We start from the raw sequence: 19622 nt of genomic DNA on the forward strand, positions 1-19622 counted from the left end.
AATAAACGCTACGTTTCTCGGTTCGGAACCCTTTTCCTTTTCATTTTTCTCCCCCTCCTCGCACAATGGAATTTGACTCGGAAGGCCGTTGTGTAGTTGGCTGCTAAATAGTTTGAATAATTGGCAATCTTGAAATCGCTTATGGTTGCAAATTCATGTTTAAAACAGCAATACTGGGAGCTAATTCTGGCGGCGTCAAAAGTGAGTGACCCGAAAAGTCCAGATAAAGAGAACTAAACAGAGGAGAGAGAACATGAAATTTACTACAATCCTTGCGGCTACGACAGTTTTGGCGAGCGCCGCTGTCGCGCAGGACGTTGATAAATCGGATTGGCCAAGCAGCTTCACCGTTGGCACGGCCAGTCAGGGCGGCACTTATTTCGCTTATGGCTCTGGTTGGGCTAATCTCGTTGGTGAGGAATTGGGCATTACTGGCGGTGGCGAAGTCACTGGTGGACCAATGCAGAACATGGCGCTTGTTCACACTGGTGAAGCGGCATTTGGCATGACCACAATGGGCCCCGCAGCGGAGTCGTTGGCTGGTACCAACCCAATCGCACCCGGGCTTGAAATGACACAAGCGTGCGCGATGTTCCCAATGTATCAAACGCCGTTTTCTGTAACTGCGCTTGCATCGTCTGGGATTGCTAGCGTGAGCGACATTCCAGCAGGTGCGAAGATTGGTTTCGGTCCCGCTGGTTCAACTTCGGACACCTATTTCCCACGGATGATGGAAACGCTTGGCGTCGAGTTTGAGCGTCGCAATGGCGGTTGGACCGATCTTGGTGGTCAGCTTCAGGACGGTCTACTGGATGTGATTGCGTTTGCGGCGGGTGTTCCTGTTCCTGCGGTAAGCCAGCTCGAAGTGCAAACCGACGTGAACATCATTGAATTCACAGAAGAAGAGCAAGCGAAATTGCTTGAGGCCTTCCCCGTGTCTGACTTTGCAATTAGTGCGGATACCTACACCACGCTTGAAGCAGATGCTCGTTCGGTTTCGATGTGGAACTTTGCGATCGCGAACTGTGATCTTCCTGCGTCCTTCGTGAATGCAGCGGTTGATGTTGTTATGTCCGATAACGAGCGCATGGTCGGCATTCACAAAGCAGCAGCTTCGACACTTCCTGAAAACTGGACCAAGAACACCGTTCTTAAGTGGCATCCTGGTGCTGCTGCATGGTTCAAGGAAAATGCGGGTGCCGATATCCCTGATGATATGATTTACGGCAACTAATCTTCGGATAACACTATACATGTCGCCCCAATGGGGCGGCATGACACCGCATTGGGGCGGTATATAAGGGGGCAGCTATCATGACAGATCAAAACAGCGCAGAGCAGCAGGCACGCGTTATCGCCGAAGGCGTGGACGAAGAACCCGTTGAAAATAATCAACGCATCTTTGGTGGGCGGACCTATTTCGTCGTGGCGATGCTATCGGCGTTTTACGCATTCTTTCATATGGCGGCGCTCAATGGTCTGTCGATATCGGAGTGGACCGGGATTGAGATACCGTTTTTACCAACCTTCCCAATGGAAACTTGGAATTTCCGCATTGTACACATAGCCGGTGCGTTGATCCTTGGCTTCACGCTCTATTCCGCGCGGGCATTCGTGGACGAGGGCGAAAGCCGCTCGCACCATCCATTAGATATTCTGGCGTGGGTTGCGATGATACCTGCTATCTATGCGATCTGGACTGCTTATGGGATATCCGGTCAGATTGCGGACGGCGTGCAGTGGAATGGTATTAGCCCAGAGTTCAAGAACCTCGAAATCTATCATTTTGGCATCCCGTTGGTTGCCGCTACGGCCATCGGAATTGTCATTGGCTGGCTGCGTGGGCGTGAGCGTGGACAGGTGGCGGTAGCGGATCTGCTGCTTTCTGTTTGCGGTATTGCAGTCGCGTTCTATCTCATCACGATTTACGACACGCTTATGCGCAATTCGACGGGTACACCCTTTGCGCCAATCGGAATAAGTATTGCGGCCGTCGCGGGCACCGCGCTCATTATGGAGCTAACACGCCGCGTTGCCGGGCTCGCGCTTATCGTTATCTCGGCGGTTTTTCTGGTCTATGTCTTTGTAGGCGATATGCTTCCGGGCTTCCTCAATGCTCCGAACATCCAGTGGACGCGCTTCTTTAGCCAAGTTTACACGGATGCTGGTATCTTGGGGCCAACAACTGCGGTGTCCTCGACTTACATCATCCTCTTTATCATTTTCGCGGCGTTCCTGCAGGCCTCCAAGGTTGGCGATTACTTCGTGAACTTTGCCTTTGCGGCGGCAGGTAAAGCACGCGGTGGCCCCGCGAAAGTAGCGATCTTTGCTTCTGGCTTGATGGGTATGATCAACGGCACTTCGGCGGGCAACGTTGTGGCGACAGGTTCGCTTACGATCCCATTGATGAAGAAAGTGGGATATCCCAAACGTACCGCAGGCGCAGTAGAAGCCGCGGCATCCACCGGCGGACAGATTATGCCGCCGATCATGGGCGCAGGCGCGTTCATCATGGCCGAAATCACCGGCATTCCATACACAGACATCGCTATCGCAGCGATCATTCCGGCAATACTCTACTTCGTATCGATTTACTTTATGGTCGATTTTGAGGCGGCAAAACTGGGTATGCGGGGCATGAGCGCCGACGAACTCCCAAAGCTGCGCGATATGATGCGGCAGATATTCCTGTTCATCCCGATCATTATCCTGATCTATGCGCTCTTTATGGGGTATTCGGTCATTCGGGCAGGGACATTGGCCACTGCTGCGGCCGCTGTGGTCTCTTGGCTTACGCCCGTTCGTATGGGCGTGCGAAGCACTGTTAAAGCGTTTGAGCTTGCGGGTATCATGTCAATTCAGATCATCGCGGTCTGTGCCTGTGCGGGCATCATCGTTGGCGTGATTAGTCTGACTGGCGTTGGCGCGCGGTTCTCTTCTGTGCTTCTTGGGCTTGCTGAAACAAGCCAATTCCTTGCGCTGTTCTTTGCGATGTGTATTGCAATCCTATTGGGCATGGGCATGCCGACGACTGCGGCTTATGCGGTTGCGGCGTCTGTTGTTGCTCCGGGTTTGGTTCAGTTGGGCATCCCGCAGCTAACAGCGCACTTCTTTGTGTTCTATTTCGCGGTTGTCTCGGCGATTACACCTCCGGTGGCGCTGGCAAGTTATGCGGCGGCAGGGATATCGGGTGCGAACCCGATGGAAACTTCGGTGGCATCGTTCAAGATTGGTATCTCAGCATTCATCGTACCGTTCATGTTCTTCTATAACGGTGCGATTTTAATGGATGGTTCTTGGTTCGAAGTGATCCGCGCGGGGGCGACGGCGATATTTGGCGTATTCCTTCTGTCGGCGGGCGTACAGGGCTGGTTCGCAGGCGCGCGCGTAGCGTGGTTCATGCGACTGGGGCTTGTCGTTGGTGCGCTGTGCATGATCGCGGGCGGCCTCGTGACGGACATCATCGGGGTGGCGGTCGCCGCTATTCTCTTTGTGGTCCAGCTAAAATTCCGCCCGCCCGCAGAAAGTCAAATCTCCGTACGCGGGAGCGACTAATCGCGATACGAGTTGAAAAAATGCCCCCTCCCAAAGTTAGATGATTATGGGCAAGGGGGCATTTCAAATACTCAGATGGCGACAATGGAAACTCGCAAGCATGTGTGCCTGCGAGGAGCGGAGATTAGCTAGATAGCAACGCTGCCTCGGAAGTCGCAACACGCGCTTCCCAACCGGATAGGGCAGGTAGGCATGTCTGGCCATATCCAAGCGCGTTTGAGCGCAACTGAGGAAAGAGTTCAAACAGCTCTGTTTGCTGTGCCATGTCAAGACTCGGCAGTGTTACAGGGCCAGGATGGAAACTCTCGCTCGGAAGACCGTTTGAGATCAGAATCTCGTGTTGATCGAGCAAAATATGGACGTATTCGACCTGCGTACAGTTTCCGTCGATCTTGATTGAATCCCCGTTAACAAGGTGTTTCGCAGCGACCAAAACATCGCGACTTCCGAAGTGCAGATCGTTCCACTTACTGCTTAGCACGATGCGATGTTGTGGAGAGACACAGAGGTCTTGCGTCGGTAAGCCGTTCCCAAGTGCACCTGCTAGAATTAATATGGGACGCAGGTGCTTAGGTTCCTCTGCTTTGCCAAAATGGATTGTCCTGGTGCCAATCCATCGCACCGTCTGGGGCTTACCCGAAGCCGTCAGAACCATATCACCCGCTTCTAATTCCTCGACCAAGCGCGGGCCGTTCGGAGTTTCGATGAGCGTGCCAGAGGCGAAGCATGGCGGCGTGTATGGCTGGAGGTCGGGCGGAAGTCCGCTGTTCGAAGAACCATTATTGCCTGTCCAGCCACTGCCAGGTGTTTTGAAATACCAGTCTTGGTCGTTGTCGCCAGCATAATTGCCATTGGACGGTGATACTATGCTACCCCCCGCAGAGCCGCCCACGAGAATATAGTTTGCGTCATTACCCCAGCCAATGACTTCTACTAAGTTTCCATTGTCGTCGACAAGTGCGACAGCGTCACGTTGGTTACCCGTCGTTAGGCCGAAATTACTTGTGTAGTAAATAATTGAGGGGTCTGAGGCAGAGACTTGAGGGTCCGAAAGGTCAACTGGTCCTGAGCCAAGAAAACTCGCAGTGTTGCCTGACTTCTGATAACTCTCAAAAGTCCAGCCGGACAAGTCCTCGCCAGGAGCGGCGGCGATCGTTATAATGCCGAGTGAAGGATTGTAGGATACGATTTCGGCCATAATTCATTTCACACTAGCTACCTGTCGAAATGACTTTTCCACAGGTTGGGCAAAAACGCCATATTAGATATGTAGGATAGTTCGGGTGTCCTGCAGGTTTATCAGGCCGTTCCCGTTCGTTTAAGTTGAAAGCTGCCCATGTAACAGGACCGGTTAAGAATGTTCAGGAAGTTTCTGCAGAACACCAAACGCAGTCGTGATCGGAAAGTGGCTTTCCTTGAGCAGTCTCGGAAGTCAGAATTCCTAGGTTTTTGGCGTGAATATCGCGGCCTGCGAACCAGTCGAGCTTCATGACACGTTGAGGGTGGGGCGTGATCAAGCTTGGGCGGGTCGTAGGGCCCTCAGCCGAAAAATCCCAAGAGTATCCTCGTTGCTCGGCCAACTCAAAGAGCGTTTCTTGGCGCCAATCGAAATTTGGTGGCATGTTGTTGCCAGTGTTCAGGTCTCCGCCGATCAGTGTCGGAGTGTTTGGTGCGAATGTGTCGATGGCGTCCAGCAGAACTCGGAACTGTTTATGCCGATAGGGTGCATCCGCGTTACTTTCCAGATGGGTCGAGACGACGCATATTGGCCCGTTTACCGTCTGCACAATCGCGGCAAGGGCCATGCGGCCTCCCAGTCTCGGCTGATCTGGGTCTTGGGCGCCGAAATCGCTCGCGAACCAATGCCCGTGATCATCGAGACGGAACATGGCGATACGCTCGAACGGAACGGATGAGAGTATGGCGTTCCCGTGCCAACCCAATGCGTTGAAGTCATCCGAGCACCAAGCGCGTTCAGTTGGACCGCCAAGCTCCATTTCGTGGAACTCTACACCAAAGGCGTAGGTCATGTTGAGCGCACTTGCCATAACTTCTGTAGTGTGTCGCTGGCCAGTACGGGCCATGCCGTGATCAACTTCCGAGAGAAGGGCGATGTCAGGAGCGACGCCCCGCAAGTGATTGGCGGTTTCTTCTGGAAAGAGGCAGCGCTCCACGTTCCATGCCGCAACTGTAAGGGAGGAGGGTAGTACCGTCGCGGACGCTTTGCCACCCGTTTGGATTAAGTTCATAGCGGCGGTTTCCGCCAGCAACTCGCGGTGCGCCTGAGCATTTCGTGGAGCGGAGAGTATCCGAGCCGTTTCGTTTTCCGTGATCGGCGGCAATGCACTGCATGTTCTTGTAATCACAATGCTTTCCCCGTTTGTGCGTCGAAGAGGCGCATAGCTTCGGCGTTCAGTTTGATATGCGTCGCCCCAGCGGCCACAGGGGTGTCTTTGCCGACGTGGATGGTGAAACTCTGATCAGCAAGGCGCCCGTGAAGGAGGCGATGCGCGCCTAGTTCTTCGACAATATCCACTTGAAACGACAACGAACCCTCCGGCGAAAGCTCGACATCCTCTGGTCTAATTCCAATGGTGATTGTGCCCGTTCCCTCGGCAGGGGCGAGCGCTGTGGAGCCGTTGATCATGACATGGCCGCCCTCAAGCCGTGCGTTGATTAGGTTCATCGGCGGGGCACCCATAAAGCTCGCGACAAATGTCGACGCTGGCGAGTGATAGATTTCGGCTGGCGTGCCGATTTGTTCGATACGCCCCTCGTTTAACACGATAATGCGGTCCGCCATTGTCATGGCCTCAACCTGATCATGCGTCACGTAGATTGACGTTACACCTAAACGTCTTTGCAGGGCTTTGATCTCGATCCGCATCTGGTGGCGCAGCTTGGCATCCAGATTTGATAGCGGTTCATCAAACAGGAATAGTGCAGGGTTGCGCACCACTGCGCGCCCCATTGCGACGCGCTGGCGTTGGCCACCAGAAAGCTGCGATGGTTTGCGATCCAGATAGTCAGTCAAGTTAAGCATCTTGGCCGCTTCGCGCACCTTGGCGTCGATTTCTTCGGGCGGCGTTTTGCGGTTCTTGAGGCCATAGCCGATGTTCTTGCGAACAGTCATGTGTGGGTATAGCGCGTAGTTCTGGAAAACCATCGCGATGTCACGGTCTGCAGGGTCGACATCATTCACCCTGCGCGCCCCGATTGATAGCGATCCTTCGGTGATCTCCTCCAGCCCGGCGATCATGCGTAGTAGTGTTGATTTCCCGCATCCCGACGGCCCGACCAGAACCACGAACTCGCCATCCGATATGTCGAAGCTTGTTGGAATAACAGCTTCATGGCCGTTTGGGTAAATCTTGCGGATGTCTTGTAGCGATACTTGAGCCATGTTTAGTTCCTATTTGTCCGATTCCGTCAGGCCCTTCACGAACCAGCTCTGGAAGAAAATAACGACCGCCACAGGAGGCAGGATCGCGATAAGCGCGAGCATGTTGGCACGTCCGAATTCGGGAATGTTGGTGCCTTCCATGTCTTGGGTGAGTTGTTTGATGCCGCGCACGAGCGTGTACATGTTTTCGTCGGTGGTGATCATCGTCGGCCAGAGGTACTGGTTCCAACCGTAGACGAACATGATGATGAACATCGCTGCGATCATGGTTTGAGAGAGCGGCATAAGGATATCTACAAAGAATTTCACAGGGCCAGCACCGTCAATCCGCGCGGCCTCAACCAGTTCTTCTGGGACCGATCTGAAAAACTGACGAAAGAAAAACGTCGCGGTCGCCGACGCGATAAGCGGCACGATGAGACCCGTGTAGGTGTTCAGTAGCCCTAGTTTCTGTGCGACCTCATAGGAGGGGAGAATTCGCACCTCCAGTGGCAATAGGAGCGTGGTAAAGATGAGCCAGAACGCCAATGTCGCAAAGCGAAGCCGGAAATAAACCAACGCATAGGCCGCCATCATTCCGATCACGATTTTTCCGAATGCAAAGCCCAGCCCGAGGATCAGCGAGTTGTAGAGCATCGACATGCCTGTGTTCTCGCCCGAGAAACCCGATGCCTTGAACATTGCTTTCTTGAAATTGTCGTCGAGTTGGTCGCCGATCACAAGTTGCGGGCCGTTCTTGAGCATCTCTACATCGGGAACGGTGGTTGTTTGCAGCACCACCAATAGCGGCACGAGCATAAAGAGAGAGCCCGCGATCAGAATTGTGTGGTCTAGGATGTGCCGCATCCTGAAGCGCGGGAAGCGCGCGGCGAGTGTTGTTTCGGCGATATCTGTCATGATCTCTGCTTTCAGGTATAGTGGATACGGCGTTCAACGAGGCGGAACTGAAATACGGTTAGCGCGAGGACAAGCACCATAAGCACAACCGATTGCGCCGAAGATCCGCCCATATCGTTGCCGCGGAATCCGTCAACGTAGACCTTGTAAACAAGGGTCATCGGGTTATTTCCCGGCTCGCCCTTAACAAGTGTGTCGATAATGCCGAAAGTGTCGAAAAGCGCGTAGGTGATGTTGATAATCAGCAAGAAGAAAGCCGTCGGTGCAAGCAGGGGGAAAGTAACATCCCAGAACCGTTTCGAGGCCGAACCGTTATCAATCAGCGCCGCCTCGCGGACAGAGCGCGGGATGGATTGTAAGCCCGATAGAAAGAAGATGAAGTTCACCGGCACCTGTTTCCACACCGAGACCACCACCATCGCGGTTGCTGTGTCGTTGAAGTTCACGCCCAATTTGAAATCCCGCCCAAGCGAGCGGGCGAATTCAGTGAGCGGCCCCCAGCTTTGATTGAACATGAACAATCCGATAAAGCCGGCAACTGGTGGCGCAACTGCGTAGACCCACATGATGAGTGTGCGATAGGTCTTGGCGCCTCGGATTACATTGTCGGCCTTTACCGCGAGCAGCAATGCCAGCGCGAGCGAGAAGAATGTGACCAAGATCGTGAAGACGATCGTGAAACGAGAAATTCGGAGGTACTCGGTGCTTTGAGCGAGATCGGCGTAATTATCCAGCCCGACATAGGTGGAACCAAATCCAAACGGGTCTTGAAGAAAGAATGAAGAATGAACCGCATGAACCGCCGGCCAGTAGAAAAAGATCGCGATAATGGCGAGTTGTGGGAGCAGTAGAAGGATCGGTAGCCACCGTGTTGTGAAGCCTGCGCGTTTCATGTTGTCTCCTGAAATGGACGACAGCCGCACGAATGCGGCCGCCGCAATAGTGTTGTGAGCGCGATTAGCTTTGCGTCTTGGAGAATTTGGCCAAGAGCGCGTTTGCTTCTGCTTCGATGTTCGAGAACGCGTCTTCGACGGATGTTTCACCGGTAAGGATGCGACCATACTCGCGGTTCATCACGTCACGGATCTGAACGTAGAACCCCATGCGATAGCCTTTTGTGTTCTCGCCTGCGGGAAGTGAGAGCTGCTTGATACCTACTTCGGCTGCTGGCGCGCGGTCATAGTGACCATCGGCCTTTGCCATTTCATAGGCTGCCTCGGTGATTGGCACATAGCCAGTCTCGCGATGCCAGAAATACTGTGTTTCAGGCTGTGTCAGGAATTCAAAGAACGCCGCTGTTGCTTTGTTTTCTTCTGCTTCATGTCCTGCCATCACAAAGAGGGATGCGCCGCCAATGAATGTCTGCTTTGGTTCGGTTGTCACTGCTTCCCAATACGGGAGGTAAGTTGCCGAAAACTCAAACGGAAGGTCCTTTTGCGACAGACCGCCGAACGAGCCAGAGGAGCCGAGCCAGATTGCGACTTTGCCTTCTTCGAATGGTGTTTGGTTGTCGTTCCAACCAGTACCGAACCATTCGAAATACCCTTTGTCTTGCCAATCCGTAACTGCAGTAAAGTGCGCCTTGATTGCATCGTTGTTTACAAGGATCTCGGTTCCGTCGGAGCCGTCATAACCGTTGTTATTTGTCGCGAATGGAAGGTCGTGGCGCGACATGAAGTTTTCTGTGAAAATCCAAGGAAGGTGTGATTGTGCGAGCGCTGTGTATCCAGCCTCCTTTAGTGCTGGGGCGGTTACAGTTTGAAACTCTTCCCAAGTCTTGGGAGGTGTAACGCCTGCTTTTTCGAGCGCATCGACGTTGTAATACATGACGGGAGAGGAACTGTTAAATGGCATCCCGATCATCTTGCCGTCGCTGTCCGCATAGAAATAGCGCACGCCCGAGATATAGTCGTTGATGTCAAAATCGACGCCGTTGTCCGTCAGAAGGTCCTGCACAGGAATGGTTGCGCTCTTGGCACCAATGACCGTTGCTGCGCCTGCGTCAAATACTTGGAGGATGTTTGGATGCTCGCCTGCGCGGAATGCGGCGATGCCAGCGGTCAGGGCTTCTTCATATGTGCCTTTGAATACCGGCGTGATCTGGTAGTCGTCTTGGCTTGCGTTGAAATCTTCGGCGATCTGGTTGACGGTATCGCCAAGTGCGCCGCCCATAGCGTGCCACCACGTGATTTCAGTTGCTGCAAATGCAGAGGTCGCCATCATCGAAAAGGCGGCCGCAGCCGTGCTGACCTTGAAGTGTTGCATCATTATACTCCGGTTCAATTGTTGCCACATGGGCATAGGGCAGAGCCCTGAAAATTTTGCAGGGCCGTGGCCCCATACGAATTCATCACCAAGGAGCAGCCCTCGGTATGTGTGCGAACACCGCACAACAGGTCAGTTAGAGGCGTTATGTGACGGCGGGATGAAGGTTTTTTGCACTTTTGACAAAATACGAAGCCAATAAGTGTGAAGAGTTTCGCGAAACATTTAAGTACCGTAGCGGCAATTGCGCGGCCATTGATGGAACAAAGGGCGCATAGCGAAATCGGCTCGGCGGAACTGCGCGGTTAACTTGTTTTGCTACCTTCTGTCGCTTGCAAAGGTTGCGGTTAATGGCGTAGTCAGCCCTTTGATCCGCATCACGATAATTTGGAAAGCCTCATGCTTCGCACTCGTCTCGCACATCTAGTCCACCATCGGCTCTTTGAGCGTGTCATCACCGTTTTGATCATTATCAACGCGATTGTCTTGGCGCTTGAGACGTCACCATCCGCGATGGCGACGGCTGGCCCTCTGTTGATGGCCATTGATAAGGCGATCCTTGCCGTTTTCGTGGCAGAAATTGCGATGCGTATGTATGTTGATTTCCGCGGGTTCTGGCGTGATCCTTGGCGGCTCTTTGATTTCGCAGTTGTGGCCGTTGCGTTGATCCCTGCCAGCGGGCCGTTGGCGGTTCTGCGTGCATTCCGTATTTTGCGGGTGCTGCGTTTGGTCTCCACCGTTCCATCAATGCGCCGTGTTGTGAACGGCCTGTTGCAGGCAATGCCGGGGATGGGGGCGATTGTGCTTCTGCTGGGGCTGATATTCTTCGTGTTCTCAGTGATCTCGACGAAACTATATGCCGCGACTTTCCCCGAATGGTTTGGGACGATCGGTGCTTCCTCGTACACGCTTTTCCAAATCATGACGCTTGAAAGCTGGTCAATGGGAATTGTGCGCCCTGTTATGGAAGCCTTCCCATGGTCATGGGCGTTGTTTGTGCCGTTTATCGTGATGACGGCCTTTGCGGTACTGAACCTTTTTATCGGTGTGATCGTTGACGCCATGCAAGCGCAACAAAGCGCCGAGGCCCATGATGAACGCGAGGCAATGTCCGCAGAAACGGCAACAATCCTTCGAGAAGTTCGCGCCCTGCGCGCGGAGGTTGCGGCGCTGCGTGCCGATGAACATGAAGACGGGTTGGCGCAAGAAGCGTCTTAATAAACCTTCGAGAGTTCGTCGCGTACATTGCCCAACGCGCACCTAGACTCTGTCATAATCATGAGCGGTTCGGTGCTTATTCAGGGGGGATCATTGATGACCTCTGAGGCGTATTACGTTATCCTGAAGCCAGCAGGCCTTCCGTTGCGCTTATTTTGGCGCGGCATTGGGAAGGGAATTGAATAACGATAACAAAATAGAGGTATAAAATGCAGGTAACACGCAGATGGGTTGCTTTGTCGGGCGCAGCGGCATTGGTTGCGGGGTGCTCGGGCGGTAGTGGCGGGAGCGCCGTTCAAATTGAAGAGCCAGCACTTCGGCCACAACCAAATCCGCGATATGATGCGTGGGTCGAGAGCTTTTATAATCGTGCGACATCGCGGGGAATTACGCGGGCGACACTCGATGCCGGATTTCGAAATGCCGGATACTTGCCCGGTGTCGTTGAGCGCGACCGCAACCAAACCGAATTTTCCCGTAGCCTAGAAGACTACCTCGCTATTGTTGCCTCGCCAGAAAAGGTCGCAGCGGGGCGATCCAATTATCAAAGTCGTTCAAAGCTGCTTTCCGAAATCGAAAATCGATATGGTGTGCCTGCGAATGTGGTGACTGCCGTTTGGGGAATGGAGAGCAACTATGGTGCGCGTCGGGGCAATATACCCGTAATCTCGGCGACTTCGACGCTGGCCTATGACGGGCGGCGAGGGGAGTTCTTTGAGAAGCAACTTATCTCCGCGCTCAAGATAATCCAAAGGGGGGATGTCCCTGCCTCACGGCTCGTTGGAAGTTGGGCGGGGGCGATGGGGCATACCCAGTTCATTCCCACAACATTCGAGGCCTATGCCGTGGACTTTCGCGGTGATGGACGGCGCGATATTTGGTCAGATGACCCGACCGATGGTCTTGCGTCCGCTGCGGCGTATCTTGCGAAATCGGGATGGAAGCGCGGGCACCTCTGGGGGCTTGAGGTGCGCATCCCATCCGGTTTCAACACAAGTGTTGCAGGTCGTGGAAATCGGCGCAGCGTAGCATCGTGGACATCGATTGGTGTTCAGAATGCCAAGGGCGGGCGCATCCCTGATTTTGGCTCTGCGGCACTCTTGTTGCCATCGGGCGCGTCGGGGCCAGCATTTCTGGTTTTCCGAAACTTTGACGCAATCTTGCGATATAACAATTCAACGAACTACGGAATTGGCGTTGGGTATCTGTCGGACCGCATTGCGGGGGCGGGGCCGCTTGCCGCGAGGTTTCCACCAGATAAATACGGTTTGACGATCAGGGACCGTCAGGAAATTCAATCCAGATTGACTGCGAAGGGATTTGATACCGGAGGTTCAGACGGCGTGATTGGCCCGAAAACCGAGGCGGCGATCTCTGCTTATCAATCGCAAGCCGGACTTGCCGTGACAGGACGTCCCTCGGCGGCACTTCTTACGTCATTGCGTTAGCTCGAACCTCTTTCTTGTGGAGCAACTTCGCGAACCGATCACTCGGGAGCGGTCGACTTAGGCCGTATCCCTGTAGGCCATGACATCCCAGTTTTTGCAGCATGAGAGTATGTGCGTCGCACTCGACGCCTTCGGCGATCACCTGTATGTTCAGCGACGAAGCGATCTCGATAAGCGAGGAAACAATACGGTGCGCGGATGATGAACTCGTGATCGGGCTCACAAGCTGATTGTCGATCTTGAGGCGCTTGGGAGAAAGCTTTTGAAGCGCAATAATCGAGGCAAACCCCGTACCGAAATCGTCGATCTCGATCTCAATCCCTAACTGCTTAATGCCCGCGACGTTTTCAGCGAGAATACGATTGTCATCATCCATAAAGATCGATTCCACCAGTTCAAAGCACAGCGCTCCACGAGGTATGTTCAACTGTGCCAAGTCGTTGACGAAATCAGGATTTGATATCTGTTTGGCCGAAACATTTACCGAAATGCGCGGAACCTCGATGCCACGCTGAAGCCACTGAGCGCGATCCTTGAGGACATGAAGCAGGATTGCGCGATCAATCTCGGCGTCTTTCCCGAGTTCTTTGGCTTCTTCTAGGAAGGCGCTGGGCGTAAGAACGCCGCGCGTTGGATGGTTCCAGCGCGCTAAGGCCTCAGCACCACAAATCGAGAGGTCTTTGCCTCTGTACTGGGGCTGATAGTGAGGGACGATCTGACCTTCCTTAAGTGCGGTTTTTAGCTCCGACATGAAAGCACTCTTGAGGTCTAGAGAGCGTCGCAACTCTGTGCTGCAAATCTGGTATCGTCCTCTTCCCGTGGACTTGGCGGAATAGAGTGCAACATCTGCATCCCTCAGCAGTGTTTCGGGAGTCGTGCTTAAGATTGCATCTGTGGCGATCCCGATGGACGCGCCAACCGTTATCGTCCCGTTGGGCACATCGAACGGGCGTGATAGCGTCTTGAGGATGTGCTCTGCTAAGGTGCGTAGGTAGGTTTCATCCTGAAAATAAGCGCGATTAGGTCGCGTGATGAACACAACGAACTCATCCCCCCCAAGTCGGAAAACATGATCTTGTTCGGAAATAACGTTGCTGATTGCTGACGCGATTTGAACCAGAACCTCATCACCTACGATATGGCCCCAAGTGTCATTAACGGCCTTGAAGCGGTCAAGATCGATTTGCAGGACGGCGGCATAACTCTCTTGGGTGACGAATTCACGGCTATGCTTGTCGAGAAGCTGCCCCAAGTAACGTCTGTTTGGAAGTTCGGTTAGAGGATCGTGTAGCGCAAGGAACTCTACACGCGCGTTGGCTTCTTCGAGTTCAGCATTCTTTGCATGAAGGTCTTCGTTTGCGCCTTTGAGTGAATCCTGCAGGATCGTTTCGTCGGTTATGTCCCAATTCACGCCGACATAAATCTCGCGATTGGCACTTGTGATGCGATTAGAGAGCGAGCGGATGTATCTGATATCGCCATTCGGAAGGCGCAGCCGAAAACGTGTGCCGCATGGATGACCCATCCGCGCGCTGTCGGTTAGTTGCGAAATGGCGCGGGCGCGGTCGTCGGGGTGAATGCGACTCTCCCAATCGAAAAAGTCGTGGTTATTGAAACCCAGTGCATAGCCATAAATTTTGTTCATCCGGGCGTCCCAGATGATGGTGTTTGTGCGCGCGTCATACTCCCATACGCCCACATCCGCGGCCTCAAGCGCCAGATGCAGTCGGCGCGATTGCCGAATTAGGTCAGCCTTTTTCTCAGAGAGCACTTCGATATATGTTTGGCGCTGTTTAAAGAGCGCGATGGACGCGAGGATTGGGATCACGATCAGTAATGCCGCAAGCAGCGTCGCCGAGCGCAGAAACCAAACATTGTACGTCGGGGATCCCCAGCCGTCTTTGGGGGTAGCAAAGATTGTCCAAGACCCATTCGGAAGCCGCACGTCCAATTGAACGGGTGCGTCCTCGATAACGGCCCTCTCACCGAAAAACAGCTTGTGCGTGTCGTTACTCTTGAGGGCTACATTGAGATCAGGATGCTCAATTCCACTCGCGGCATAGAGGCGATCCAAATCAACCACTGCGACCAGTATGCCCCAGAACACGTCATCCGGGCTTGTTGCATCAAAAATCGGATAGCGACCGAAAAATGCTTGGCCGCCTTGTACTAGGTCTTGCGGGCCAGAGAGCACCATTTTCCGCATGTCGCGAGCCTTAATGACGTCATCTCGCTGCTCAATAATGGAGTTATAATCCAGCCCGACGGTCGTTTCATTGCCTTCCGGTGGGTAGGTGTATTGGATAACTAAATTGGGCGCGGTGGCAATATTTCGTAGGTTCTTACTCTCTCTGAAAAGCTCGGTCGCGAGTGCATGAAAACGCTCTTGCCTCATGTCCGGTTCGAGCGAGAGTGCCGCCGCCAATCCCTGAGTAAGGTAGAGATCACTGTTAATGTAAAGCTCCAGATTTGCGCGAATTTGGTCCAACTTGACGGTCACGTCATTGCGAGTGGATTGCAGGTAAATGCGCTTGGCTTGGCTCTCGGTGATATACCAGATGGCGACGACAAAGATCGCGGCAACTATTGCATGAAACAAGTAAAGTCCGGTGAAGATTCTGGGGCCATGCTGACCCTCAATAGTAATGCGCGACAGCGGCCTACTCCTCCGAACGAATTCTTAGCTTCGAGGAAACTTGTTTCAATTTAGGGAAGTTATCGACAGGTCGAGCGTGTGCTTCCGGGTGCTCTATAACCTTGGGTTGTAAAGTTGGTAAAAAAATGGCGATAGCTTGGCTTGTCGGTGAAGATATTCGAAACGCATTGCGCTTTTTGGTGCGCTATTCGGTGAGTGATGCAAGCGTGCGATCAAGATCCTTGATCGCCTCGTTTAGCGCGATAACAAGCGCACTCGGATTGTTCGTTTCAGCCATAAATTGCGCGGTCTGAAGACGTTTATAGAGCCGTGTTGCGCCCATCGATGCACTTAGTCCAGCAAGGTTGTGAACCTGCGCAATATTCTCGTTCGCTGAAGCTTTGGGTGTGCTAGATAGAATTTCATCGATGCCATCGCGTACTTCGGCCTCAAAACGGCCCCAATTCGCAGCGAATTGCTCTTCACCCAAGACACTTCGTAACTCATCAATCTGTTGTTGGTCGATTATATACTGGCGCGCATTGTTCGCAGGAGAGAGGGTTTGGTGCTTGGGTGCCAGTACTTCCGCAAGGCTTGCGCGGGTGACGGGCTTGATAAGAATATCGTCCATCCCGGCAGATTTACATTCTTGACGGCTCTCGGCGCTTGAATGTGCCGTGAAGCCGACGATCTTCGCTCTCTGTGAGGCGTTCTTCGTCGTTTCCCGCAAAGTGCGCGTTGCTGAAATACCATCCAAGACAGGCATCGAGACATCCATGAACACGTAATCAAACGCAGAAGCCATCGCCATCTCGATGCCCGCTTGACCGTTTGACGCAGTGTCCACATCAAATCCCAGCTCTTCTAGGAATTGTTGCATCACTGTCCGGTTGATCTCGTTGTCCTCGACAATCAGAGCGCGACGTTTGGCAATGGCGCAGGCTGACGGAGCCGCAGAGGGCGCGACCTTGGTTGATTCATTGGGCTGCGGGCAGTTTGAAAGCGGAAGGCGCACCCAGAATGTGCTACCGACGCCTTCCTCGCTCTCTACACCAATTCGACCGCCAAGTGCGCCGACCATGCGGCGTGTGATGCTTAGCCCTAGACCGGTGCCATCGGTATCGCGGTCATAACCTGCGTCAAGGCGCACAAAGTCCTCAAAGATTTCATCTAGTTTATCCTGAGGAATGCCGCGCCCGTTATCGGTTACGTGAATTTCCAAACAAGAGGCCGTTTCGTCTCTCGGTGTGATCGTGAAATCTACTTGTACGCGTCCGTTCTTGGTAAACTTGAGTGCATTCCCAAGAAGGTTCAGCAGAATTCTCCTAAGCCGTCGCTCGTCGCAGCAATAGTATCGACCATCCGCGCCCGTGAAATCGCACTCGAGCGTATTGCCGTTTTCCATAGCAAGCGATTGGGCGTTATCGATGATATTCGAAATGACGGCATAGGGGTTGGTGACGCTAATCTGGGGGGTAATGAATTGCGCGTCTATGCTGGAAATTTCGAGCACGTCATTCACATGCTGCAAAAGGTGCGTCGCCGAGGATTGTGCAATTTTTAGAAATTGGTCCTGATGCGGGGAGAGATCAGTCGCCGCGAGGATATCGTGGGCAGCAACGACACCATTCAGCGGTGTACGCATTTCGTGGCTCATTACGGCAATAAAATCGGATTTAGCCTCTGCAGCGGCGAGGGCCTGATCGCGCGATCTCTTGAGCTTGCGGTTGGCGGCAATGCGGTCAGAGATATCGCGTACAAAGGCGATGTACATCGTTGCGCCGTGATCCTTGACCGTCGCAATGGATATCTCGATCGGGATGGTGTCGCCGCCTTGCTTGCGTGCAATAGATTTCACAAGCCCCTGTCCGACGACGGGTTCGATCTGGGCTTCAAGGAATGCTCGAAAGTTTCCGTCGGCGGGGATGTGGTCGCCGTCTGGTACAAAGTAGTTGAGGATATTTTTGCCCAGAACTTCGTCGCGCGTGTATCCAAAGATGTCTTCGGCGGCTCCATCGTAATCCAGCAGGATACCGTTTTCATCCATCACCATCACCGCATCCAGCGATGCGCCAACGGTTGATTTTAGGCGCGCGGTTACTTGAGCAAGACGCGCCTGAGATTTTTCGGTCTCAGCCTTGAGGCGATATAGAGAGTAAACGACCAGCAGGAGTGCAAACCCAAGGAGGATTGCGACGAGCGCAACCTGAGAGAGGAGTCGCGCGAAATCAGCTTGGCGTTGGTCGGACGCCGACGCAAACCACTCGACCGCGTCCGCCGTAAGGTCCCGCACAAGATCGCGTTGTTGCTCAATCAGCTTCATTAGTTGCGGAAGTTCGTCACGAAGCTCACTTTCGGGCTGGTCAATGATGTTGGCCAATTGCGTGCGAAGAGCTTGAAGCTCGCCCATGTGGTGGTCGATCACGTCGCTTTGCGGCAAATGTTCAGAGCCGCGCATGGCGGCAACTGTATCAACGCGAGAGTAATACAGATCAAACCGATGGCGAAGTGGGGTGAGACTGTCATATGGATTGCGCAGCGCATTGCGCGCAGTCATCGCGAACCGCGTGTGTTCAACATCGAGCTGGGAGAGGGTCCATTGAAGATTGTCGTGCGGTTCCCGTTCAAGCTTGTCGAGCTTTGATTTTACGATGCCGCTCATGTATCCGAGCGTAGCAATGAGCAGGATAATAATCAGGCCAAGCGCGACAAAGCGCCATTGCCTCTTCCACCCCTCTCGTAGCTCTTTCATCGTGCCCCCAAAGTCATCATGCGCACCCGTTAACCAGATATTCATAAACCGAATAGCGCCTAATTGGAAATCGCGATGTGTCGGTGTCACTCTTCAGTTGATAGCTCGATCTCGACAACCTGCCAGACACTGCGAGAAAGAATTGTCGCTGACTGGAAATCCTTATCAGAGTCGAAAGGGTAAATAATCCAAAGCGGCCCTTTTTCACGGACGGACATGGGACGGCCATTCATTTCATAGGCAATGATAGGGAAAGGCTCATCCGCTTCGGGAACCGGAATGCTGATTGAATAATCATTTGCTGCCCGTGCCCGCAAAGTAGCGGGGGGATTTTCGTCGGCAATCTCGGCTATAAATGCGCCCAAGGGTGTGCCAGTGAACTCGTCAACGCCTTCGGTCCATTGAGTGGACGTCTTAAAGGTGACTTGAGGGAGTGCGCGGAGCATGTCAATTGAAAACGCCGCACTCCCTCCTTCGTCATTCCCCAATATTGCCTGCCCCGAAACAGTCAAAACGATTTCTTCTTTCGCCAGCTTAGGCTCTTGACCCGCGTATGTTGGACCCGTGAGTGAGATCGCGAGGAGCCCCGAAGCGAAGAATCTGAAAATCGGCGTGAAATTCATTGACTGTCCTTCTTCAATTGTGTCCACCTTATATGCAGCCCATTAGAAAGTGTTTGGTCTATTTGGGATAGTTGGATATACGAAAGTATAGGTATTGGAATTTATTTACTTCGCTTTCCGAATAAAATAATAACATGGCATGTGATTTGCCACGCGTATTTGGATTAGCATTGTAATTACGGAGTGTCACTGTTGCGGGTATTAGTTGCAGACGACCACAAAATGGTCCTTGATATGATCTCCTCACTTCTCGCCAGTGAAGAGGACATTGAGGTTGACGTAGCCCAAGATTTTACCGCGGCAATTCAAAAGCTTAACAGTGGCCGCCCATACGATGTAACTCTACTTGATTTCAATATGCCCGGTATGGTTGGCATTGATGGATTACGGGCTGCACTCGGTGAGTCACAGGGCAAACCGGTCGCGATTATGTCTGGTGTCGCCACCAAAGAAAACGCACTGGAAGCGATAAGCACTGGCGCAGCAGGGTTTATCCCCAAGACAATGCACGCCAAGTCATTGGTGAGCGCAGTACGCTTTATGGCCGCGGGCGAAGTGTTCGTCCCGAATGTGTTCCTTGATGCCTCTCAAGACGAAACCAAAGAGCACCCGCTCGCCAAAGATCTAAGCCGCCGAGAATTCGAGGTGTTGGAGGGCGTTTGCCGTGGACTTGCCAACAAAGAAATCGCCCGAGAGCTGGATTTGCGCGAAGTTACGGTGAAGCTTCACATGAAGAATCTGTGCCGCAAAGTCGGCGCGAACAATCGCACTCACGCCGCGATGATCGCGCGCGACGCTGGCTTGTTCTAGGCAGGCGCTGAGCGGC

The 19622-nt window shown here is 53.3% G+C and carries 14 protein-coding genes; 5 read left to right on the top strand and 9 right to left on the bottom strand.

Going from position 1 to position 19622, the window contains the following annotated elements; all coding sequences use genetic code 11:
- Nucleotides 1-253 precede the first annotated feature (253 nt).
- Together ACFE33_RS04600 and ACFE33_RS04605 are read left to right on the top strand one after the other, a co-directional pair.
- The gene (locus ACFE33_RS04600; RefSeq protein WP_380057538.1) at nucleotides 254-1234 is read left to right on the top strand and encodes a TAXI family TRAP transporter solute-binding subunit; all 981 of its coding nucleotides are present in this window, start codon (nucleotides 254-256) and stop codon (nucleotides 1232-1234) included.
- A gap of 80 nt (nucleotides 1235-1314) precedes the next feature.
- Nucleotides 1315-3555: a TRAP transporter permease gene (locus ACFE33_RS04605; protein WP_380057541.1), complete on the top strand. Its 2241-nt coding sequence runs from the start codon at nucleotides 1315-1317 to the stop codon at nucleotides 3553-3555.
- Between the two features lie 124 nt (nucleotides 3556-3679).
- Here ACFE33_RS04605 and ACFE33_RS04610 read toward each other — a convergent pair whose 3' ends face one another.
- The 6 genes from ACFE33_RS04610 to ACFE33_RS04635 all read right to left on the bottom strand — a co-directional run bounded on the left by ACFE33_RS04610 (nucleotide 3680) and on the right by ACFE33_RS04635 (nucleotide 10120).
- Nucleotides 3680-4753 (bottom strand): Hint domain-containing protein, encoded by a 1074-nt coding sequence (locus ACFE33_RS04610; RefSeq protein WP_380057544.1) that lies wholly within the window; start codon nucleotides 4751-4753, stop codon nucleotides 3680-3682.
- A 163-nt stretch (nucleotides 4754-4916) separates the two neighbouring features.
- Nucleotides 4917-5921, bottom strand: coding sequence for an endonuclease/exonuclease/phosphatase family protein (locus tag ACFE33_RS04615; RefSeq protein WP_380057547.1), 1005 nt, complete (start codon nucleotides 5919-5921; stop codon nucleotides 4917-4919).
- The gene (locus tag ACFE33_RS04620; RefSeq protein WP_380057550.1) at nucleotides 5918-6958 is read right to left on the bottom strand and encodes an ABC transporter ATP-binding protein; all 1041 of its coding nucleotides are present in this window, start codon (nucleotides 6956-6958) and stop codon (nucleotides 5918-5920) included. The genes ACFE33_RS04615 and ACFE33_RS04620 overlap by 4 nt, the downstream gene beginning before the upstream one ends.
- Before the next feature lie 9 nt (nucleotides 6959-6967).
- A complete protein-coding gene (locus ACFE33_RS04625; RefSeq protein WP_380057553.1) occupies nucleotides 6968-7855 on the bottom strand; it encodes an ABC transporter permease subunit in 888 nt (295 codons plus the stop codon).
- A gap of 11 nt (nucleotides 7856-7866) precedes the next feature.
- The gene (locus ACFE33_RS04630; protein WP_380057556.1) at nucleotides 7867-8748 is read right to left on the bottom strand and encodes an ABC transporter permease subunit; all 882 of its coding nucleotides are present in this window, start codon (nucleotides 8746-8748) and stop codon (nucleotides 7867-7869) included.
- A 64-nt stretch (nucleotides 8749-8812) separates the two neighbouring features.
- Complete coding sequence (locus ACFE33_RS04635) at nucleotides 8813-10120, bottom strand: extracellular solute-binding protein (RefSeq protein WP_380057559.1); 1308 nt, start codon at nucleotides 10118-10120, stop codon at nucleotides 8813-8815.
- Between the two features lie 399 nt (nucleotides 10121-10519).
- On the opposite strand from ACFE33_RS04635, the gene ACFE33_RS04640 reads away from it, so the two are divergent.
- Nucleotides 10520-11338, top strand: coding sequence for an ion transporter (locus ACFE33_RS04640; protein ID WP_380057562.1), 819 nt, complete (start codon nucleotides 10520-10522; stop codon nucleotides 11336-11338).
- 209 nt (nucleotides 11339-11547) lie between these two features.
- Nucleotides 11548-12786, top strand: a complete 1239-nt coding sequence (locus ACFE33_RS04645) for a lytic murein transglycosylase (protein WP_380057565.1) — start codon at nucleotides 11548-11550, stop codon at nucleotides 12784-12786.
- Here the strand turns inward: ACFE33_RS04645 and ACFE33_RS04650 are convergent.
- From ACFE33_RS04650 to ACFE33_RS04660, 3 genes are all read right to left on the bottom strand, one after another.
- Nucleotides 12770-15385 carry an EAL domain-containing protein gene (locus tag ACFE33_RS04650; protein WP_380057568.1) on the bottom strand — a complete coding sequence of 872 codons (2616 nt, stop codon included), beginning with the start codon at nucleotides 15383-15385 and terminating at the stop codon, nucleotides 12770-12772. The genes ACFE33_RS04645 and ACFE33_RS04650 overlap by 17 nt on opposite strands.
- Nucleotides 15386-15626: 241 nt before the next feature.
- Entirely contained in the window at nucleotides 15627-18218 is a 2592-nt protein-coding gene (locus ACFE33_RS04655) for an ATP-binding protein (RefSeq protein WP_380057571.1), read from the bottom strand.
- A gap of 41 nt (nucleotides 18219-18259) precedes the next feature.
- Complete coding sequence (locus ACFE33_RS04660; RefSeq protein WP_380057574.1) at nucleotides 18260-18796, bottom strand: oxidoreductase; 537 nt, start codon at nucleotides 18794-18796, stop codon at nucleotides 18260-18262.
- Nucleotides 18797-18979: 183 nt separating this feature from the next.
- Here ACFE33_RS04660 and ACFE33_RS04665 point away from each other — a divergent pair, with 183 nt between their 5' ends.
- On the top strand, nucleotides 18980-19606 hold the full coding sequence (locus ACFE33_RS04665) for a response regulator (protein ID WP_380057577.1): 627 nt from the start codon (nucleotides 18980-18982) through the stop codon (nucleotides 19604-19606).
- The last annotated feature ends 16 nt before the right edge of the window (nucleotides 19607-19622 follow it).

Origin of the sequence: Falsihalocynthiibacter sp. SS001 (genome assembly GCF_042445055.1) — a bacterium.
Lineage (GTDB): Bacteria > Pseudomonadota > Alphaproteobacteria > Rhodobacterales > Rhodobacteraceae > Falsihalocynthiibacter.

What these genes read in the sequence shown, in the direction of transcription:
- ACFE33_RS04630 (WP_380057556.1), bottom strand. Translation starts at nt 8,748, where the DNA reads ATGAAACGCGCAGGCTTCACAACACGGTGGCTACCGATCCTTCTACTG.
- ACFE33_RS04610 (WP_380057544.1), bottom strand. Translation starts at nt 4,753, where the DNA reads ATGGCCGAAATCGTATCCTACAATCCTTCACTCGGCATTATAACGATC.
- ACFE33_RS04635 (WP_380057559.1), bottom strand. Translation starts at nt 10,120, where the DNA reads ATGCAACACTTCAAGGTCAGCACGGCTGCGGCCGCCTTTTCGATGATG.
- ACFE33_RS04655 (WP_380057571.1), bottom strand. Translation starts at nt 18,218, where the DNA reads ATGAATATCTGGTTAACGGGTGCGCATGATGACTTTGGGGGCACGATG.
- ACFE33_RS04645 (WP_380057565.1), top strand. Translation starts at nt 11,548, where the DNA reads ATGCAGGTAACACGCAGATGGGTTGCTTTGTCGGGCGCAGCGGCATTG.
- ACFE33_RS04605 (WP_380057541.1), top strand. Translation starts at nt 1,315, where the DNA reads ATGACAGATCAAAACAGCGCAGAGCAGCAGGCACGCGTTATCGCCGAA.
- ACFE33_RS04620 (WP_380057550.1), bottom strand. Translation starts at nt 6,958, where the DNA reads ATGGCTCAAGTATCGCTACAAGACATCCGCAAGATTTACCCAAACGGC.
- ACFE33_RS04625 (WP_380057553.1), bottom strand. Translation starts at nt 7,855, where the DNA reads ATGACAGATATCGCCGAAACAACACTCGCCGCGCGCTTCCCGCGCTTC.
- ACFE33_RS04660 (WP_380057574.1), bottom strand. Translation starts at nt 18,796, where the DNA reads ATGAATTTCACGCCGATTTTCAGATTCTTCGCTTCGGGGCTCCTCGCG.
- ACFE33_RS04600 (WP_380057538.1), top strand. Translation starts at nt 254, where the DNA reads ATGAAATTTACTACAATCCTTGCGGCTACGACAGTTTTGGCGAGCGCC.
- ACFE33_RS04640 (WP_380057562.1), top strand. Translation starts at nt 10,520, where the DNA reads ATGCTTCGCACTCGTCTCGCACATCTAGTCCACCATCGGCTCTTTGAG.